Source organism: Pseudomonas asuensis (genome assembly GCF_014646755.1).
GTDB classification, from domain to species: domain Bacteria; phylum Pseudomonadota; class Gammaproteobacteria; order Pseudomonadales; family Pseudomonadaceae; genus Chryseomonas; species Chryseomonas asuensis.
The window spans coordinates 335,895-352,080 of record NZ_BMNW01000004.1; the positions used below are offsets into that span (position 1 = coordinate 335,895).

A 16,186-nucleotide genomic window follows, 5' to 3' on the forward strand; every position below is an offset into this window, starting at 1 on the left:
TGGCCCGTCAACGCGCTTAGGGCAACCCTTGCTTATAGTGGTTGGGGGTAACGCGCGCGACGCTCCAGATCGTCCAGGTCGATGTGATTACGCATGTATTGCTGGCTTGCATCCACGAATGGCTGGTGATCCCAACTGGTACGAACTCCCTTGCCCAGGGCTTCAGCCACAAAGCGGCGGCGGCGCTGACTGGCTAGTACTTCGGCATGAATGCGAGGCATATCCCAGCGGGCGCGGGCCTCTTGAACGAAGGCTTCCAGCACGGATTGGTACTCGCTGGCAGCGGCCAGGTTTTCCAGCTCCTGTGGATCATTGACGAGATCAAACAGGAGTAGGGGATCCCGCTCGGAGTAGATGAACTTGTAACGGCCGCGTCGAATCATCATCAGCGGGCTGTCTGTACCTTCGGCCATGTATTCACCGATTACCTCATCGTGGCCTTCACGATTTTCCAGGTGTGGCAGAAGCGAGCGACCATCCAGGGGCAGGCCTTCCTGAATATTTCCTCCGGCTAACTCAACCAGTGTTGGTAATAGGTCCATGGTTGAGACCGATGCGCTTACATGGCGGGCTGCGAAATGCTTGGGCGCATGAACGATCAGCGGTACGCGGGCAGACATCTCAAACCAGTGCATCTTGTACCAGAGGCCACGCTCACCCAACATGTCGCCGTGATCACCAGAGAACACAATGATGGTGTCATCTGCCAGACCGCACTCATCAAGCGTCTTGAGCAGCTTGCCGATATTGGCGTCTACGTAGCTGCAAGCACCATAGTAGGCACGTCGTGCATCACGAACCTTCTGCTCGGGCAGGGGTTTGTCCCAGAGATCGACCACCTTGAGCAAACGCTGACTGTGTGGATCTTGCTCGCTCTGCTCCAGGGTTACGCTTGGCAGCGCGATGTCCGTCTCTTCGTACAGGTCCCAGAATTCCTTGGTGATGGTGTACGGATCGTGCGGATGGGTCATGGAGACCGTAAGACAGAAGGGCTCATCGCTACCGCGACGGACATGGTCGTAGAGGTACTGCTGCGCCTTGAAAACAACTTCCTCATCAAAGTCCAGCTGATTGGTGCGGATGGAAGGCCCGGCCTGCAGCACGGATGACATGTTGTGATACCAGCTTGCACGCACCTCCGGCTCGTCCCAGTTCACTGCCCAACCGTAATCGGCCGGATAGATGTCGCTGGTTAAACGCTCTTCGAAACCATGCAGCTGATCCGGCCCGCAGAAGTGCATTTTGCCGGAGAGGGCGGTGCGATAGCCCAGGCGACGCAGGTAGTGCGCGTAAGTAGGAATATCAGCGGGAAAATCGGCGGCGTTGTCGTAAGCGCCGATTTTTGAGGGCAGTTGGCCGCTCATCAGGACAAAGCGAGAGGGCGCGCACAACGGGCTGTTGCAATAGGCGGAGTCGAAGACAACTGCCTGCTCGGCCAAACGCTGCAGGTTGGGTACGTGGATAGGTGAATCGGATCTGTATAAGGGCAGCAGCGGTGCCGCCATTTGGTCGGCCATGATGAACAGGATATTGGGTTGCTTCATTGCTGCGCGTCCTATGCTGGGAAGTTATGCGATAGTGCGTAAAACCATAGTCAACCCTATGAGGTTGATGGGTAAACCACATGGAAACGCATAGGTTGGATAAGGAGGGCTTATGACAGTAGCGGATGAGCCGTTATCGCTTGACTGTTTACGCCTCTTCGAGGCGGCGGCCCGGCACCTGAGTTTCACGGCTGCTGCGGCTGAACTGGGCATGACACAGCCTGCCATCAGTCAGCAGATCAAGCGGCTGGAGCAGCAGCTGGCAGTGCGCCTGTTCGATCGTGTTTACCGAGGCATTACGCTGACTGCCGCTGGCGCATTACTCCTGGAGCATGTGCAGACAGGACTGGACAGTATCGACACAGGCATTGCGGCCATCACTCACCGGGCGCCTCATGAAATGTTGAACGTAGCCACTGACTTTGCCTTTGCGGCCTATTGGCTAATGCCTCGCCTGCCGCGCTTTCACGCATTGCACCCTGAGCTGGACGTCAGCCTTATTACCAGCGACCGCATGCCAGGGCCGAATCTGCAAAATATCGATGTAGCCCTGACCTTTGGCGATGGTCGCTTCAAGCACGGTGAGTCGCTGGCCTTGTTTCGAGAAGAGGTTTTCCCGGTCTGTAGTCCGCGTCTCGTTCAGAGCATGACGCTACCGCTCCCCAAACAGACGCTGGCCAGTCTGCCCATGCTGCATTTGAAACCGGAGCTTTCAAGCAAGTGGTTCGACTGGAAGGGGCTCTTCCAGGCACTGGATATTCAGGCGCCACCGATTCCAGCGGTGCTGAGCTTTGATAATTACACGCTGGTGATTCAGGCTGCCATTGCCGGCCAGGGCGTTGCAATTGGCTGGCGGCATTTGGTGGACAATCTGGTCGAGCAAGGGTTGCTATGTCGGCCAATCACCGAATGCGCCACGTCCGCCTATGGCTATCATGCATTGATTCCCGAGCGGAAGCGGCGGGGCAGGCTGGTCGAGCAGTTCGTCGGATGGCTGCATAATGAGGTCAACGGTGAAACCCTTGTGCTAGACCGCTTTCGCCTCAGTGTATGAAAAACACTGTATTGCGATATGTAAAAAGTCTATCAAGCTAATAGCGCCTGGACCGATAGGACAAGCAAAGGCTTTCTGCCTACTTGTTCTTGAGGATGAACTCATGGCGTTACGCACTCTGAAAATCGCTCCCCGCCTGGCTGCAGGCTTTGGCCTGATGGCGCTTATCGTTCTAGGGCTCGGCCTGTTTTCAATGAGCCAGATGAGCAACATGCGTGAGCAGTCACGGCAGGTTGATGCGCATTGGTTGCCGGCTATCAATGCGCTGGGCGAGATCAACATGGACATGATGCGTATCCGTGTCTTCACCTTGCGCCTGTTTACTGCGGATACGACGCAGCGTCGCCAGGAAGACAGCCAAAAGGCGGGCGAGATCAAGGCAAGTCTTCGCGATACTCAGGCCCGCTATGAAACGCTCCTGGTACTGGACTCCGAAAAAGAGGCTTATGCACAATTCAAGCAGTGGCAGGACAAGTATCTTACCGATCAGGCTGAAGTAACACGCCTGGCACTGGCGGGCGATATGCCATCAGCCTCGGCCATACTCAACAAGAGTCTGAACGAATACGCCAACCAGATGGCAGCCCAGCTCAAGAAGCTGGCCGTGCTCAGCGCAGACGAATCCGGCAAGGCCGCCGACAAGGCGGAGGCAGCCTATAACGCCGGTAAGCTGGGCGTTGGCCTTGCCATCGCTCTGGCGTTTGTAATCACCATATTACTGGCCTGGGTCATGAGCCGCAGCATCGTACGTCCGCTGGGTCAGGCCGTGAGCAGTGCACGCGCCGTAGCCTCTGGCAACCTGAGTGTGCCGGTTCAGGTAGAAGGCAAGGATGAAGTAGGGCAGCTGCTCGAATCCCTCGCCGTCATGCAGGGCAACCTGCGTGATGCGCTCGAACAGATCTCCTCGTCCTCCACACAACTGGCCTCTGCGGCAGAAGAGCTGAATCTGGTTACGGAAAGCTCATCCATGAACCTGACCCAGCAGAACCACGAGATCGAGCAGGCTGCGACTGCCGTGACCCAGATGAGCACCGCTGTCGAGGAAGTGGCCCGTAACGCCGTGTCCACCTCCGAATCGTCCAAGCGCTCGGCGCAGGCTGCTCACGAAGGCCGCATCAAGGTTGATAACACAGTTACAGCCATTGAGCACATGGCTGGCGAGGTGGACAAGACGTCCACACTGGTCAGCGGTTTGGCAGAACAAGCCCACGATATCGGCAAGGTACTGGACGTGATCCGAGCCATTGCCGAGCAGACTAACCTGCTGGCCCTGAACGCAGCCATCGAGGCGGCACGGGCCGGTGAAGCAGGTCGTGGCTTTGCGGTTGTGGCCGATGAAGTACGCGCCCTGGCACATCGCACTCAGTCATCCACTCGCGAAATCGAACAGATGATCAGCGCTATTCAAGGCGGTACGCAGGAAGCGGTGACGTCCATGCAGAGCAGCGCCAGCCAAGCGCAAAACACGTTGGCGATCGCCCAGTCTGCCGGTGCAGCGCTTGAAGAAATCACCCAGCTCATTGCCGAGATCAACGAGCGCAACGTCGTGATTGCCAGCGCGTCGGAAGAGCAGGCGCAGGTGTCTCGTGAAGTGGACCGTAACCTCGTCAACATCCGTGACCTGGCGTCCCAATCGGCTACAGGTGCTGCCCAGTGCAATGCGGCTAGCGCGGAGCTGTCTCGCCTGGCGGTGGACCTGAACGGTCTGGTGAAACGCTTCGAGATCTAACGCTGACGCCCACGAAAAAGGCAGCTCCAGGAGCTGCCTTTTTTATTGCCCGATGACGGCTCCCTAGCGCTCGTAGAGTTCAAGAGGCAGGTCGTCTGGATCGCTGAAAAAGGTAAAGCGTTTCTGCGTCAGCTCGTCTACCCGAATAGGCTCTACGGCAACGTCATGCTGCTTGAGATGCGCAACGGCGGCATCCAGGTCTTCTACGGCAAAGGACAGATGCCGCAGCCCTTGCGCTTCCGGCCGTGAAGGGCGCAGCGGCGCGTCCGGAAAGGAAAACAGCTCAAGCTGGGCATGTTCACCAATAGCCAGGTCCAGCTTCCAGGACTGCCGGGCCTCACGAAAGGTTTCGGCTATCACCTTGAGCCCTAGCACTTCGGTATAGAAGCGCTTGGAGGTAGGGTAGTCAGAGCAGATCAGCGCCACATGGTGCAAACAGTCGAACATCAGGGCACCGCCACAAACTTCAGGTCGGATGGCATGGCTACGTCGACGCTTTGTAACTCTTCGCCCAGCTTGCCAGTCTGCGGATCACGCGCAAAGACCTTCAGCTGGCTGCTGCCCTGGTTAGCTACCAGCATGTAGCGTCCCGTCGGATCAATGCTGAACTCGCGGGGCTCGCGACCGTTGACGGAGCGGCGATCAACAAAGGTTAGCGTGCCTTCCACCGGATCGACGGCAAACACATCGATATGGTTGTCGTCGCCCCGGTTGGCAGCGTAGAGGAAGCGGCCATCGTTGGAGAGATGGATGGCGCCTGCTCCTACCTTGCCGCTGAAACCTTCCGGCGCCAAGGTGTAGACCTGTAACTGTCGCAGTGCGCCGTTTTCATGGGCGAACACCATGACTTGCCCGGTCAGCTCAAGCGTCAGGTAGGCGAAGCGGCCATCACCGCTGAAGACGATATGACGTGGGCCACTACCTGAAGGAACCGGCGTGTAGGGCGTCTCGGCAGGAGACAGGGGACGTTCCTGCTTTGCAGGGTTGTAGCGATAAGCAAAGACTTTATCAGCCCCCAAATCCGGCGAAAACAGATACTGACCATCGGGTGTGAAGGTCACTCCGTGGACATGGCCGGACGTCTGCCGCTCGGGATGGGTATTGCTGGCCTGGAAGAATTCGATTTGGGCAACCGGGCTTAGCACACCGTTGCTTTGCACCGGCAATGCCACCAGGGAGCCTTCCGGCTCGACAGAATAGTTGGCAACGAACAGGAATTGCCCATCTGGACTGAGCGTTGAATGGGTTGGGTGATCACCCAGCGTCTTGACCTGACTGATTTGTTGCAGCCGGCCGCTTTCTGGATCGAAGCGATAGGACGTGGTGCGGCCAATGTCATCGCCCTGGCTGCCACGACCATTCTCGTTGACGACAAATACGGTACGGCCGTCGCGTGCAAGCGTAAGGTAAGACGGATTGGAGGCCTTGACGACACGCAGCGGGCCGGTAACCTGCCCAGCGCGACTGTCGAATCGGTAGACATAAAGCCCCTGGCTACTGCCGTTGGTATAGGTTCCTACCAGCAGGTTGTACAGTCCCGGCTCAGCACTGGCGGTAGTCGCAATGCCGGTCAGTGGTGCGAGCAGGAACAGTGGTAGCAAAGAGGGCAGCTTCATAGCGTTTACTCATTCTGATCAGTGAGGCATGGGCAAAAAGTTAGCTAACAGACCTGAACCGGTAATATCAGTTCGCTTTATGACACATTCTGTTGAGCTTCGTCGTTTCCATGCGGTCCGACCCAAGTGTAACGGTTTGAACCTTATTCTGTGGCGGCCCTGAGCCCGCTCATTTCTCAAACAGGAGAGCACAATGCGTTTCTATTGCCTGCCTAAAGCCGAATCTTATGGCGACCTGACCCTGCGCGAACGTGATACGCCCAAACCGGGACGCGGCCAAGTCCTGGTCAAAATGAAAGCCGCCTCGCTGAACTACCGTGACCTCATGGTCGCGACGGGCCGCTATGCGCGCGGCGGTCTGCCCAAGGATCTGGTGCCGCTGTCTGACGGTGCGGGCGAAGTGGTGGAGATTGGGGATGATGTCGACCGTGTGAAGGTAGGCGATCGTGTTGCTGGTATCTTCATGCAGACCTGGATCGGCGGCCACCTGGACCCTACTCACAGTGCTTCAGCACTGGGCGGCGCTATCGATGGGGTGCTTTCCGAGTACGTGCTGTTCGACCAGAACGGTGTAGTGACGCTACCCGAGCATCTCTCCTATGAAGCCGGTGCAACCTTGCCCTGCGCTGGCGTAACAGCCTGGCATGCGCTGTTCGGCAGTGTTCAGCCACTGGTAGCCGGCCAGACTGTATTGCTGCTTGGCACAGGCGGGGTCTCTATTTTCGGCCTGCAATTCGCTCATGCGGCCGGAGCACGCACCATCATTACTTCATCCAGCGATGAAAAGCTGCAAAAAGCCAAAGCCCTGGGCGCTCACGAAACCGTGAACTACAAGCAGCACCCGGAATGGCAGGAGCAGGTTCTCAATCTCACTGACGGCATTGGGGTAGACCATGTGGTTGAAGTGGGCGGTGCCGGTACGTTGCCTCGCTCGCTGCGCTCCACTCGCCCTGGTGGTGCCACGCACCTGATCGGTGTGCTGACGGGTGGGGAGATCAACCCGGCGGCGCTTATTCAGCGCTCCGTAGTCCTGGAAGGCATCTACGTTGGCTCCCGGGAAATGTTCGACGCCATGAACCGCGCCATTGCTCTTCATCGCATCGAGCCAGTAATCGACAAGGTTTTCAGCTTCGAAGAAGCCGAAGCGGCCTATCGCTACATGGATGGCCAGAGCCATGTGGGCAAGGTTGTTATCCGGTTCGAAGGATAACGCATGACAGTTGCTATCCAGGGCTACCACGCCCACGTCTATTTCGACGCAGCGACACTGGCGCAGGCTCAGGCGTTATGCGAAGAGGCCGCGCGCCGCTTTGCTGTGACGATGGGCCGGGTCCATCAACGACCGGTCGGTCTTCACCCGGACTGGAGCTGTCAGCTGTCGTTTCGCCCAGAGGTATTCGCTGATGTGGTGCCCTGGCTTGCGCTCAACCGGAACGGGCTGGTGATCTTTCTCCATCCCGTGACAGGCCATGATCGTGCCGATCACCGCGACCATGCCCTCTGGATGGGTGCGGTAAGGCCGCTTGACCTGTCCGTGCTACCCGAAGAACCCGTGCAATATGACTTTCAGTAAGCCTGTGATGACGCACTGTGCGGCACCACGGGCTGCTTCAGTCTAGGCAAAGGTGCACTAACGCAGGGTTACTGCGCCACCACTCAAAGGATTGACCAATCAATCCAGCACGTTGTGCAGGACCTCATACACGATACCGGTCGTGATGGCGATCAGCACCATATCCGTGCCCAAGCGGCGCCATTCATAACCCTCATAGCGGGGTAGCTGCCTGGCGATGCCGGGCGGCAGCGGCTTGCCATATCCATGGGGCAGTGGCTTGCCCTTGGCGATCACCAGCCCCGGCGGAAGCGGTGAGCCGCGGCCGATCTCGCCCTTGTGGGCCCGAATGGTTTCACGTACCGGGCTGAAATCCTGTGGAGGTAACCGTTTACCATGGCCCTGGCTGGCCTGCGGACCACCATGTCCTTGATTGCCCTGGCTACCCTTCGACTGGGCAGAACCGCCTTTATGGTCCTGGCCGTGCGGCATCTGCGCGCCCTGACCGTGTTCCTTGCCGCTGCCCTGCGGTCCGTTCATTTGATCCGGCGGCGCAGCCAGCACAAGTGAGGATCCCACACACAACGTAACGCATACGCTGGCGATGGCTTTTTTCATGCGATTCATGGTGGTCTCCCACATGGCGATTTAGAGGATCCTGATTCAAAACAATCCGTTACTAACGGCATGGGCTGTTTTCAGTCTATCGCCATCCGCGTCGTCAGAGCGCTATGTCAGCAAACCTTTACCTTCGCGCCACGAAAAAACTTGGTTAAGGGGGTTCCATAGCCTGGGAGGGTGCCCCTTATACTGCCGCTGCGCCGGACTTGGCACCTGTCTACGCTGTGCTCGCTGGTATGCCAGACAGGTCAAGTCCGCTATTCACCTTTTCAGCCGGACGATATTCACGTGAAATATCTTTCTCTCGTATTGAGTGCTGTATTGATTGGGGGCAGCCTGGGAGCTGCGAGTGTCAGTGCAGCAGAGGCCAAGGCTACTGTGCCGATGCGGCAAGAGCTGGCCTCGGGCAGTGCCCTATTGGTCGACATGCAGACGGGTCAGCCCTTGTATTCCAGCAACCCCGATGTCGTAGCGCCCATTGCATCCGTCACTAAGCTGATGACCGCCATGGTCACCCTGGACGCCAGGCAGCCCATGGATGAAATGCTGGCCATTAAAATTGATGATGTGCCGGAAATGCGCGGTGTGTATTCGCGTGTGCGTCTGGGCAGCGAGATCAGCCGTCATGACATGCTGTTGCTGGCGCTGATGTCCTCAGAAAACCGTGCTGCCACCAGTCTGGCCGAGCATTACCCGGGCGGTGTGAAGGCCTTTGTTGCAGCCATGAACGCCAAGGCGCGTGCGCTGGGTATGACCAACACCCATTATACCGAGCCGACGGGTCTGTCCCTGAATAACGTCTCGACCGCCCGTGACCTGGTTAAACTGCTCCAGGCCACTCGAAACTATCCGCTGATTGGTCAATTAAGCACCACGCAAGAGAAGACTGTGGCGTTCCGCAAGCCCAACTACACCTTGGGTTTTCATAACACTAACCACTTGGTAGGCAAGAGCGACTGGAATATTCAGGTTACCAAGACCGGCTTTACCAACGCAGCGGGTCATTGTCTGGTCATGCGTACGGTCATGAATAACCGCCCGGTTGCATTCGTGGTACTGGATGCCTTTGGTAAATACACCCACATGGCTGACGCTAACCGTCTGCGCAAATGGATAGAGACCGGCAAGGTCACTCCCATTCCGGAGGTTGCCAAGGCTTACAAGCAGCAGCGCCATATGGCCGCTCGCCAGGCAGTGGCGGCGCAGTAAGCGAAGGGAAGGAGAGGCGAGAGGCAGACGGGTATCGCTTCGCTAAACCCATCCTACCCGGAAAAAAGCCGCTGTATCTGCAGCGGCTTTTTTGTTCATGGCTAATGCCCTATGGACAGTATCTAGCAACGTCAAAGCACCAGGATGCAATGCCTAAGCCTTAAGAACTCATAAGGTGGTCTGAGCCCGGCGAGCCCCATCCCCCCAATGCTTCTCCATTATCGTCTCGCACTGCGTACCGCTTCTGCCAGGCTGCCGCACAGGCCCAGCACACCGTCTACTGCTTCAGCGCTATTTTGCGCATTGGCGATTTGATCGACCAGGGCCGAACCTACGACTACGCCCTCGGCCAACTGAGCAACCACTTTGGCCTGCTCTGGGGTACGAATACCAAAGCCTACGCACAGTGGCAGCTGGGTGAACTGGCGCAGCCGCGCGACAGCATGTTCGATATGCTCACCTGTGGCCGAACCGGCACCGGTAACACCGGCTACCGACACGTAATACACAAAGCCCGAGCTGCTATTGAGCACACGCGGCAAACGGTTGTTGTCTGTCGTGGGTGTGGTCAGGCGAATAAAATCGATCCCTACCGCCTGGGCCGGATCGCACAGTTCGGCGTCGTGCTCGGGTGGTAGATCCACCACGATCAAACCATCTACGCCGGCCTCCTTGGCCTCGGCCAGGAAGCGCTCTACACCGTAGCGGTGGATCGGATTGTAGTAGCCCATCAGCACGAGCGGCGTTTCGGCCTCTTCCTGGCGAAATTCACGCACCATGTCCAGCGTCTTTGCCAGGGTCTGTCCGTTCTTCAGTGCACGCAGGGCTGCGGCCTGAATGGCCGGGCCATCCGCCATGGGATCGGTAAAGGGCATGCCCAGTTCGATCACATCAGCACCCGCCTTGGGCAGGCCCTTTAGGATCGCCAGCGAGGTCGCGTAGTCCGGATCACCGCCCGTGGTATAGGTGACGAGTGCAGCGCGGCCTTCTTGCTTCAGCTGGGCAAAGCGGGCTTCCAGGCGGCTCATAACTTATCTCCCAGATGACTCATCACGGTTTGCATATCCTTGTCGCCACGGCCGGAGAGGCAGACGATCATGATGTGATCCTTTGGCAGCGTAGGCGCGCGCTTGTAGGCTTCGGCCAGAGCGTGAGCGGATTCCAGCGCCGGAATGATGCCCTCTAGACGGCAGGTCTGGTGAAAGGCGGCCAGTGCCTCGTCGTCATTGATCGGCACATACTCAACGCGCTTCATGTCATGCAGCCAGGCATGCTCCGGGCCAATGCCGGGGTAGTCCAGGCCCGCAGAGATAGAATGCGCATCAGTGATCTGACCGTCATCGTCCTGCAAGAGGAACGTGCGGTTGCCATGCAGGACGCCAGGAACGCCTCCGCTCAGGCTAGCGGCGTGCTTGTTGGTAGTTACACCGTGACCGCCAGCTTCGATACCAATAATCGCCACGTCCTTGTCGTCCACAAACTCATGGAACAGGCCCATGGCATTGGAGCCTCCACCTACGCAAGCAATCAGGCTGTCAGGCAGGCGGCCTTCCTTTTCCAGAATCTGCGCCTTGGCTTCACGACCGATCACAGCCTGGAAGTCACGGACCATGGCGGGGTAGGGGTGCGGACCGGCAACCGTGCCGATCAGATAGAAAGTATCGGCAACGTTGGTTACCCAGTCGCGCAGGGCTTCGTTCATCGCATCCTTGAGCGTACCCGTGCCCGCCGTGACCGGAATCACCGTCGCACCCAGGAGCTTCATGCGAAAGACGTTGGCCTGCTGGCGATCAATGTCCGTGGTGCCCATGTAGATCACGCAAGGCAAGCCGAAGCGGGCGGCTACGGTAGCCGTGGCAACGCCGTGCATGCCGGCGCCAGTCTCCGCAATGATGCGTGTCTTGCCCATGCGTTTGGCCAGGAGAATCTGGCCGATGCAGTTGTTGATCTTGTGCGCGCCAGTGTGATTCAGCTCTTCGCGCTTCAGGTAGATCTTGGCGCCACCAAAATGCTCGGTCAGGCGCTCGGCAAAATACAACGGATTGGGGCGGCCAATGTAGTCACGCTGGAAATAGGCCAGCTCATCCAGAAACGCCTGATCCTTCATTGCAGCGGTGTATTCACGCTCAAGGTCAAGAACCAGCGGCATCAGGGTTTCGGCCACGTAGCGGCCACCAAACTGGCCAAACATGCCCTGTGCATCAGGGCCTTGGCTGTACGTCATTTCGGTCATGGGAAAGCTCCCTGTGAATATGACATCCACACTAACTGGTTACCCGGCAGGAATAAATCGATAAGATAGCGCCTATCTGTTAGAAAAACTCACAGGTCATTGGATGAACGAATTACCGCCTCTTAATGCCTTGCGTGCCTTCGAAGCTGCGGCCCGTCTAGGTAGCGTTAGTAAGGCAGGGGCAGAGCTGTTTGTTACCCATGGCGCAGTGAGCCGCCAGATCCGTGCCTTGGAGGAACAGCTAGGCGTAGTGTTGTTCGTCAGGGAAGGGCGAGGTCTTGCGCTGACTGAAGCGGGTCTTCGACTGCGGGACGCCAGCGCCGAAGCGTTCGAGCGGCTACGCAGCATATGCGCTGATCTCAAGCGCGGTGCCAACGATGCGCCTTTCGTACTGGGCTGCTCGGGCAGTCTTCTGGCTCGCTGGTTTATTCCACGGCTGGACAGGCTCAACCGGGAGTTGCCTGACCTGCGCCTGAGCCTGTCCACCAGTGAAGGTGAGCTGGACCCACGCCGCCCCGGCCTGAATGCCACGCTCCTGTTTGCCGAACCCGCTGCACCACCGGACATGCAGGTGCATGTGCTTGCGCCCGAGTGCATTGGTCCTGTCGTCAGTCCTCGCTATGCCCATGCCTCTACGTTCCACAATGCCTCACCCGATGCGCTACTGGGCGAGCCGCTGTTGCATACCGTCTCCCGCCCACAGGCATGGCCCGCCTGGGCAGAGCGCCATGGCTTATCGGCAAGCAGCCTGAGCTTTGGCGCAGGTTTCGAGCATCTTTATTATCTATTGGAAGCTGCTGTGGCTGGGCTGGGAGTCGCCATTGCGCCTAAACCGCTAGTGGCTGGAGACCTGACTGCAGGGCGGCTGATAGCGCCGTGGGGGTTCGTCGAGACAGAAGCGGTTTTGGCCCTGTGGGTGCCGGGGCGGCTGGCGGATCAGCGCGCCCAGCGCCTTGCGCAGTGGCTGAAGACAGCCTTGGCAGAAGAGTAGGAAAGGGTCGTCGCCGCCCGGCAAGGCGGGCGGCGAAAAAGGCGACATTACTCGTCGCGCAGGAGCCACCAGCCAGCCAGAACAGTCAGTCCGGCGACCACGCCTACAGTAGCCCAAGGGTGCTTGCGCACACTCGTCCCGGCGATTTTGCTGGCTTCTAAGGCCAGTACGCGTGCTTCGTCATAAAAGTCTTCCAGGCTCTCACCCGAACGGTGCAGCGCGTGGCTGGTGTTGTCCCTGAAGGACTTCAATGAATGACGGGACTCCGCTGAAGCGCTGCGCTTCAAGGAAGACAGAGAATCTTTCAATGTCTGGATCTGGTCTTCAAGATTTTCAAGGGTTGCCTGATAGGAACTGTTACGAGCCATGGCGTGAACCTCCTGTTTCATTGGGTGTTTCGGGTCTGACTTCACCCAGCGGGGAAAGTGCGACGTAAACCTGATCAACACTTATACACACTGAACTAATCCACGGTTTGATGAGCCTCATTAAACACACAGTTCTTTCCTTGGCCAGGTGAGTGGCCAACTCTAACCAGGAGGTTTTCATGTCTGATCATCACACGTACAAGAAGCTGGAAATTGTCGGCTCCTCCACTACCAGCGTTGAAGATGCCATCAACAACGCCCTGGCGGAGACCAGCAAGTCCATCAAGAACATGGAGTGGTTTGAAGTCGCCGAGACGCGCGGTCATATTCAGGACGGCAAGGTGGCGCATTACCAGGTAACGCTGAAAATCGGTTTCCGTATCGAAAACAGCTGATCTGATGAAAAGGTCTCGCAGTGAACCAATAAGCGACGAAACGCTCTATTGCTGCGAGAACTTTCCGGGGCTGCCCGGCAGGTGATAGCGCAGCGGCCAACGTGCCGATCCGGTATCAACCCCCGTGCAGCCCCGTTGTATCTCCCTTCTACTTCTCCCTCGTCTTCTGCTTGATAACAGGCGATTGCTTGCTTTGATATCCGAGCGTGACACGTCCTTCGTGCAGGCCGCTGACCTGTATTAACAGGCGGATACCTCCTGCCTGCGCCTCTAGCGGAACAGCGTCACATTCCCAAGCGGCTTGATTGTTTATCCTTGAATGTATTGCTCATGCCACGGAGTGGCAAGGCGCTGCGGCGTCTATCGACCTGGGAGGTCAGCGTTATCATGCATTCCTATTGGCAGATCCTATTCTCTGCTCCTGTCATTAAATCGCTTGCTACAAGATGTCTGATGGGTTTACTGGTTTGCCTGCCATGTCAGGCGGATACAAGACCTGATTTCCCGGCACTGACCGGACGTGTTGTGGACAACGCTCATCTACTGAATGCACTCACGCAGTCCAGGCTCAGGCACCAGCTTCATCGGTATGAGCAGGCCACATCGAACCAGATCATTGTGGTAACGCTGCCCAGCCTCGACGGCCTGACGATCGAAGAGTACGCCCATCGGCTTGAACGTCATTGGGGCGTTGGTGTGATAGGAAAGGACAACGGGATCCTGCTGGTTTATGCCTGCAATGAAAACAAGGTGCACCTTGAGGTCGGAGCGGGTCTGAAGTCCGCGCTGACCGATGCTATATCCCAGAGCATTCTTGACGAGAAGGTCATTCCTGCGTTTGACGCAGGGGACTACAACAAGGGGGTAAGCCAGGGTGCAACCGCCATCATCGCAACACTGGATGATGCGTCAATGGCTCTCCAGCCGATCACCTATGAAGGCGTCAAATCAGCACCGCTGCTCAGTCTGCCCTCTATTTCGCTCAAAACCCTTGTGTGGCTGGTTCTAGCAGGGGGAGCAATATTCATCGTTATTCGTCATGTCCCTGTGCGGTTTACCCTACATCCCAGGCGTAAACGGTATTACCGCCCTAAAAAGAGTATTGCCGGTAGCGCAAGGCGCGCCGGCAAAACCGAGGAATATGAGAGTTACGTACTCTACGCCTCAACAGATACCTCTTCCGGTTATGCCTTGGATGACGATGAGGATGACCGCTATCGAATGGCTGGTTTCGACAGCAGTGACAGCTGTGAGGTAAGCACAGACAGCACGGAAGGCGGCGATTCCTGGAGTTATTGCGGAGGAGACAGTGGCGGCGATAGTGGAGGCGATAGTGGAGGCGGCGATTGATCGCCTGAACTCTTACGGGGTCGCGCTATCCGAACTCATACGTACGCTTCGTTATCACGAAGCCATGATCGTATTGGTCACCCCGTATTCAGGTAATACAGACGGAGAGCTACACGCAATGTATATGACCCAGAGACTACGCTTCAGCTGGAAGATCGCAGTCTTCACGGTGCTGGCTTCGCTCTTGAGCGGCTGCGGCATCAACAATATTCCTACCTATGACGAGCAGGTGAAGTCTGCATGGGCACAGGTGGAAAACCAGTATCAGCGCCGGGCCGACCTCATCCCAAATCTGGTAGAGACCGTAAAGGGTTACGCCAAGCAGGAACAGGATACCCTTACGGCGGTTATCGAGGCACGCGCCAAGGCAACGTCTATTCAGGTCGATGCCAGCACGCTTAATGATCCGCAGAAACTCCAGCAGTTTGACCAGGCCCAGCAGCAACTGAGCGGCGCCCTGAGTCGGTTGATGGTGGTGTCCGAGCGTTATCCGGACCTTAAGTCCAATCAGAACTTCATGGCTCTGCAATCCCAGCTGGAAGGTACCGAGAACCGTATTGCTGTCGCCCGCCGCGACTTTATCGCCTCGGTCGAGCGCTATAACACTGAAATCCGTACGTTCCCAGGCAGCATCTGGCACAAGATTTTCTATGGCGACCTGCCTGTCCGGGAAAACTTCAAGGCCACGGCGCCTAATGCCGATCAGGCGCCCAAGGTCAATTTTAACCAATGATGGATCGCCGGTTGCTCCAAGCGTTTCCGCTATGGCTTTTGCTCTGGGCTTGTGCTGCGTTTGCACAGGCCCAGCAGGAGCCCGATTTTCCACCGCTGACCGGACGGGTCGTTGATCAAGCCGGAATGCTGGATACTCAGACCAAGGCTCGGCTGGAGCAGATGCTCAAGGCCCATGAACAGGCGACGACCGAGCAGGTCGTGGTCGCGACCATTCCCAGTCTTCAGGGCCGCCCCATTGAGGAATATGGCTACCAGCTCGGTCGACACTGGGGCATCGGGCAGAAGGGCAAGGACAATGGCGCGCTGCTTCTTGTCTCGCGGGATGACCGCAAGGTACGGATTGAGGTCGGTTATGGATTGGAGGGTCGGCTGACGGACGCGCAGTCTTTCCTGATCATCAATCAAGTGATTGTTCCCCGATTCCGACAGGGCCAGTTTACCCAAGGTATCAGCGAAGGCACTGGTGCCATGCTCAAGGTACTAGGCGGTGACCCCCTTGCACGCCCCACGCCCCAAGACGTCCGTCATGAAAGTGAAGATCGCCCTACACCGATCCTCTTTATTGTCTTGTTCATTATCATCCTGTTCATGATGAAGGGCGGTGGTGGTGGCCGTGGTGGACGTGGCGGGCGAGGCAATTCGGTTTTGACCGGTGCCATCCTTGGCAGCATTCTTGGCGGCGGTGGTCGCTCGGGGGGCGGCGGCTTTGGAGGAGGTGGTTTTGGTGGAGGCGGCGGCAGCTTTGGCGGCGGTGGTGCTTCAGGTGATTGGTAAGGAGAGCGGACCTCT

The 16,186-nt window shown here is 57.6% G+C and carries 17 protein-coding genes and 1 pseudogene; 11 read left to right on the forward strand and 7 right to left on the reverse strand.

Going from position 1 to position 16,186, the window contains the following annotated elements:
- Positions 1-32 precede the first annotated feature (32 nt).
- Positions 33-1,544, reverse strand: a complete 1,512-nt coding sequence (gene betC / locus IEX86_RS11075) for a choline-sulfatase (protein WP_188866176.1) — start codon at positions 1,542-1,544, stop codon at positions 33-35.
- Positions 1,545-1,656: 112 nt separating this feature from the next.
- Between betC and IEX86_RS11080 the strand changes: the two genes are divergently transcribed.
- The 3 genes and pseudogenes from IEX86_RS11080 to IEX86_RS11085 all read left to right on the forward strand — a co-directional run bounded on the left by IEX86_RS11080 (position 1,657) and on the right by IEX86_RS11085 (position 4,327).
- The gene (locus IEX86_RS11080; protein ID WP_188866177.1) at positions 1,657-2,598 is read left to right on the forward strand and encodes a choline sulfate utilization transcriptional regulator; all 942 of its coding nucleotides are present in this window, start codon (positions 1,657-1,659) and stop codon (positions 2,596-2,598) included.
- A gap of 103 nt (positions 2,599-2,701) precedes the next feature.
- Positions 2,702-3,244: pseudogene (locus IEX86_RS25910) on the forward strand (MCP four helix bundle domain-containing protein); the annotation flags it as partial.
- 24 nt (positions 3,245-3,268) lie between these two features.
- The gene (locus IEX86_RS11085) at positions 3,269-4,327 is read left to right on the forward strand and encodes a methyl-accepting chemotaxis protein (RefSeq protein ID WP_444544329.1); all 1,059 of its coding nucleotides are present in this window, start codon (positions 3,269-3,271) and stop codon (positions 4,325-4,327) included.
- Positions 4,328-4,390: 63 nt separating this feature from the next.
- Here the strand turns inward: IEX86_RS11085 and gloA2 are convergent, their stop codons facing one another.
- Entirely contained in the window at positions 4,391-4,774 is a 384-nt protein-coding gene (gene gloA2 / locus IEX86_RS11090) for an SMU1112c/YaeR family gloxylase I-like metalloprotein (protein WP_188866179.1), read from the reverse strand.
- Complete coding sequence (locus IEX86_RS11095; protein WP_188866180.1) at positions 4,774-5,943, reverse strand: lactonase family protein; 1,170 nt, start codon at positions 5,941-5,943, stop codon at positions 4,774-4,776. The genes gloA2 and IEX86_RS11095 overlap by 1 nt, the downstream gene beginning before the upstream one ends.
- Before the next feature lie 193 nt (positions 5,944-6,136).
- Here IEX86_RS11095 and IEX86_RS11100 point away from each other — a divergent pair, with 193 nt between their 5' ends.
- Positions 6,137-7,153 (forward strand): zinc-dependent alcohol dehydrogenase family protein, encoded by a 1,017-nt coding sequence (locus IEX86_RS11100; protein ID WP_188866181.1) that lies wholly within the window; start codon positions 6,137-6,139, stop codon positions 7,151-7,153.
- A 3-nt stretch (positions 7,154-7,156) separates the two neighbouring features.
- Positions 7,157-7,516, forward strand: coding sequence for a DOPA 4,5-dioxygenase family protein (locus IEX86_RS11105; protein WP_188866182.1), 360 nt, complete (start codon positions 7,157-7,159; stop codon positions 7,514-7,516).
- A gap of 99 nt (positions 7,517-7,615) precedes the next feature.
- On the opposite strand, the gene IEX86_RS11110 is transcribed toward IEX86_RS11105, so the two are convergent.
- Positions 7,616-8,074 carry an anti-virulence regulator CigR family protein gene (locus tag IEX86_RS11110; protein ID WP_268239861.1) on the reverse strand — a complete coding sequence of 153 codons (459 nt, stop codon included), beginning with the start codon at positions 8,072-8,074 and terminating at the stop codon, positions 7,616-7,618.
- A gap of 330 nt (positions 8,075-8,404) precedes the next feature.
- Between IEX86_RS11110 and pbpG the strand changes: the two genes are divergently transcribed.
- A complete protein-coding gene (pbpG, locus tag IEX86_RS11115) occupies positions 8,405-9,325 on the forward strand; it encodes a D-alanyl-D-alanine endopeptidase (protein WP_373290421.1) in 921 nt (306 codons plus the stop codon).
- Between the two features lie 218 nt (positions 9,326-9,543).
- Here the strand turns inward: pbpG and trpA are convergent, their stop codons facing one another.
- Positions 9,544-10,353 carry a tryptophan synthase subunit alpha gene (gene trpA, locus IEX86_RS11120; protein WP_188866183.1) on the reverse strand — a complete coding sequence of 270 codons (810 nt, stop codon included), beginning with the start codon at positions 10,351-10,353 and terminating at the stop codon, positions 9,544-9,546.
- Positions 10,350-11,558, reverse strand: a complete 1,209-nt coding sequence (gene trpB, locus IEX86_RS11125) for a tryptophan synthase subunit beta (protein WP_188866184.1) — start codon at positions 11,556-11,558, stop codon at positions 10,350-10,352. The genes trpA and trpB overlap by 4 nt, the downstream gene beginning before the upstream one ends.
- 103 nt (positions 11,559-11,661) lie before the next feature.
- On the opposite strand from trpB, the gene IEX86_RS11130 reads away from it, so the two are divergent.
- Positions 11,662-12,549: a LysR family transcriptional regulator gene (locus IEX86_RS11130; RefSeq protein WP_188866185.1), complete on the forward strand. Its 888-nt coding sequence runs from the start codon at positions 11,662-11,664 to the stop codon at positions 12,547-12,549.
- Between the two features lie 47 nt (positions 12,550-12,596).
- On the opposite strand, the gene IEX86_RS11135 is transcribed toward IEX86_RS11130, so the two are convergent.
- A complete protein-coding gene (locus tag IEX86_RS11135; protein WP_188866186.1) occupies positions 12,597-12,917 on the reverse strand; it encodes an ElaB/YgaM/YqjD family protein in 321 nt (106 codons plus the stop codon).
- Between the two features lie 179 nt (positions 12,918-13,096).
- Between IEX86_RS11135 and IEX86_RS11140 the strand changes: the two genes are divergently transcribed.
- The 4 genes from IEX86_RS11140 to IEX86_RS11155 all read left to right on the forward strand — a co-directional run bounded on the left by IEX86_RS11140 (position 13,097) and on the right by IEX86_RS11155 (position 16,171).
- The gene (locus IEX86_RS11140; protein WP_010796383.1) at positions 13,097-13,312 is read left to right on the forward strand and encodes a dodecin; all 216 of its coding nucleotides are present in this window, start codon (positions 13,097-13,099) and stop codon (positions 13,310-13,312) included.
- Between the two features lie 453 nt (positions 13,313-13,765).
- Positions 13,766-14,662 carry a TPM domain-containing protein gene (locus IEX86_RS11145; RefSeq protein ID WP_188866187.1) on the forward strand — a complete coding sequence of 299 codons (897 nt, stop codon included), beginning with the start codon at positions 13,766-13,768 and terminating at the stop codon, positions 14,660-14,662.
- A 124-nt stretch (positions 14,663-14,786) separates the two neighbouring features.
- On the forward strand, positions 14,787-15,395 hold the full coding sequence (locus IEX86_RS11150; RefSeq protein ID WP_373290429.1) for a LemA family protein: 609 nt from the start codon (positions 14,787-14,789) through the stop codon (positions 15,393-15,395).
- Positions 15,395-16,171 carry a TPM domain-containing protein gene (locus IEX86_RS11155; protein WP_373290430.1) on the forward strand — a complete coding sequence of 259 codons (777 nt, stop codon included), beginning with the start codon at positions 15,395-15,397 and terminating at the stop codon, positions 16,169-16,171. The genes IEX86_RS11150 and IEX86_RS11155 overlap by 1 nt, the downstream gene beginning before the upstream one ends.
- The last annotated feature ends 15 nt before the right edge of the window (positions 16,172-16,186 follow it).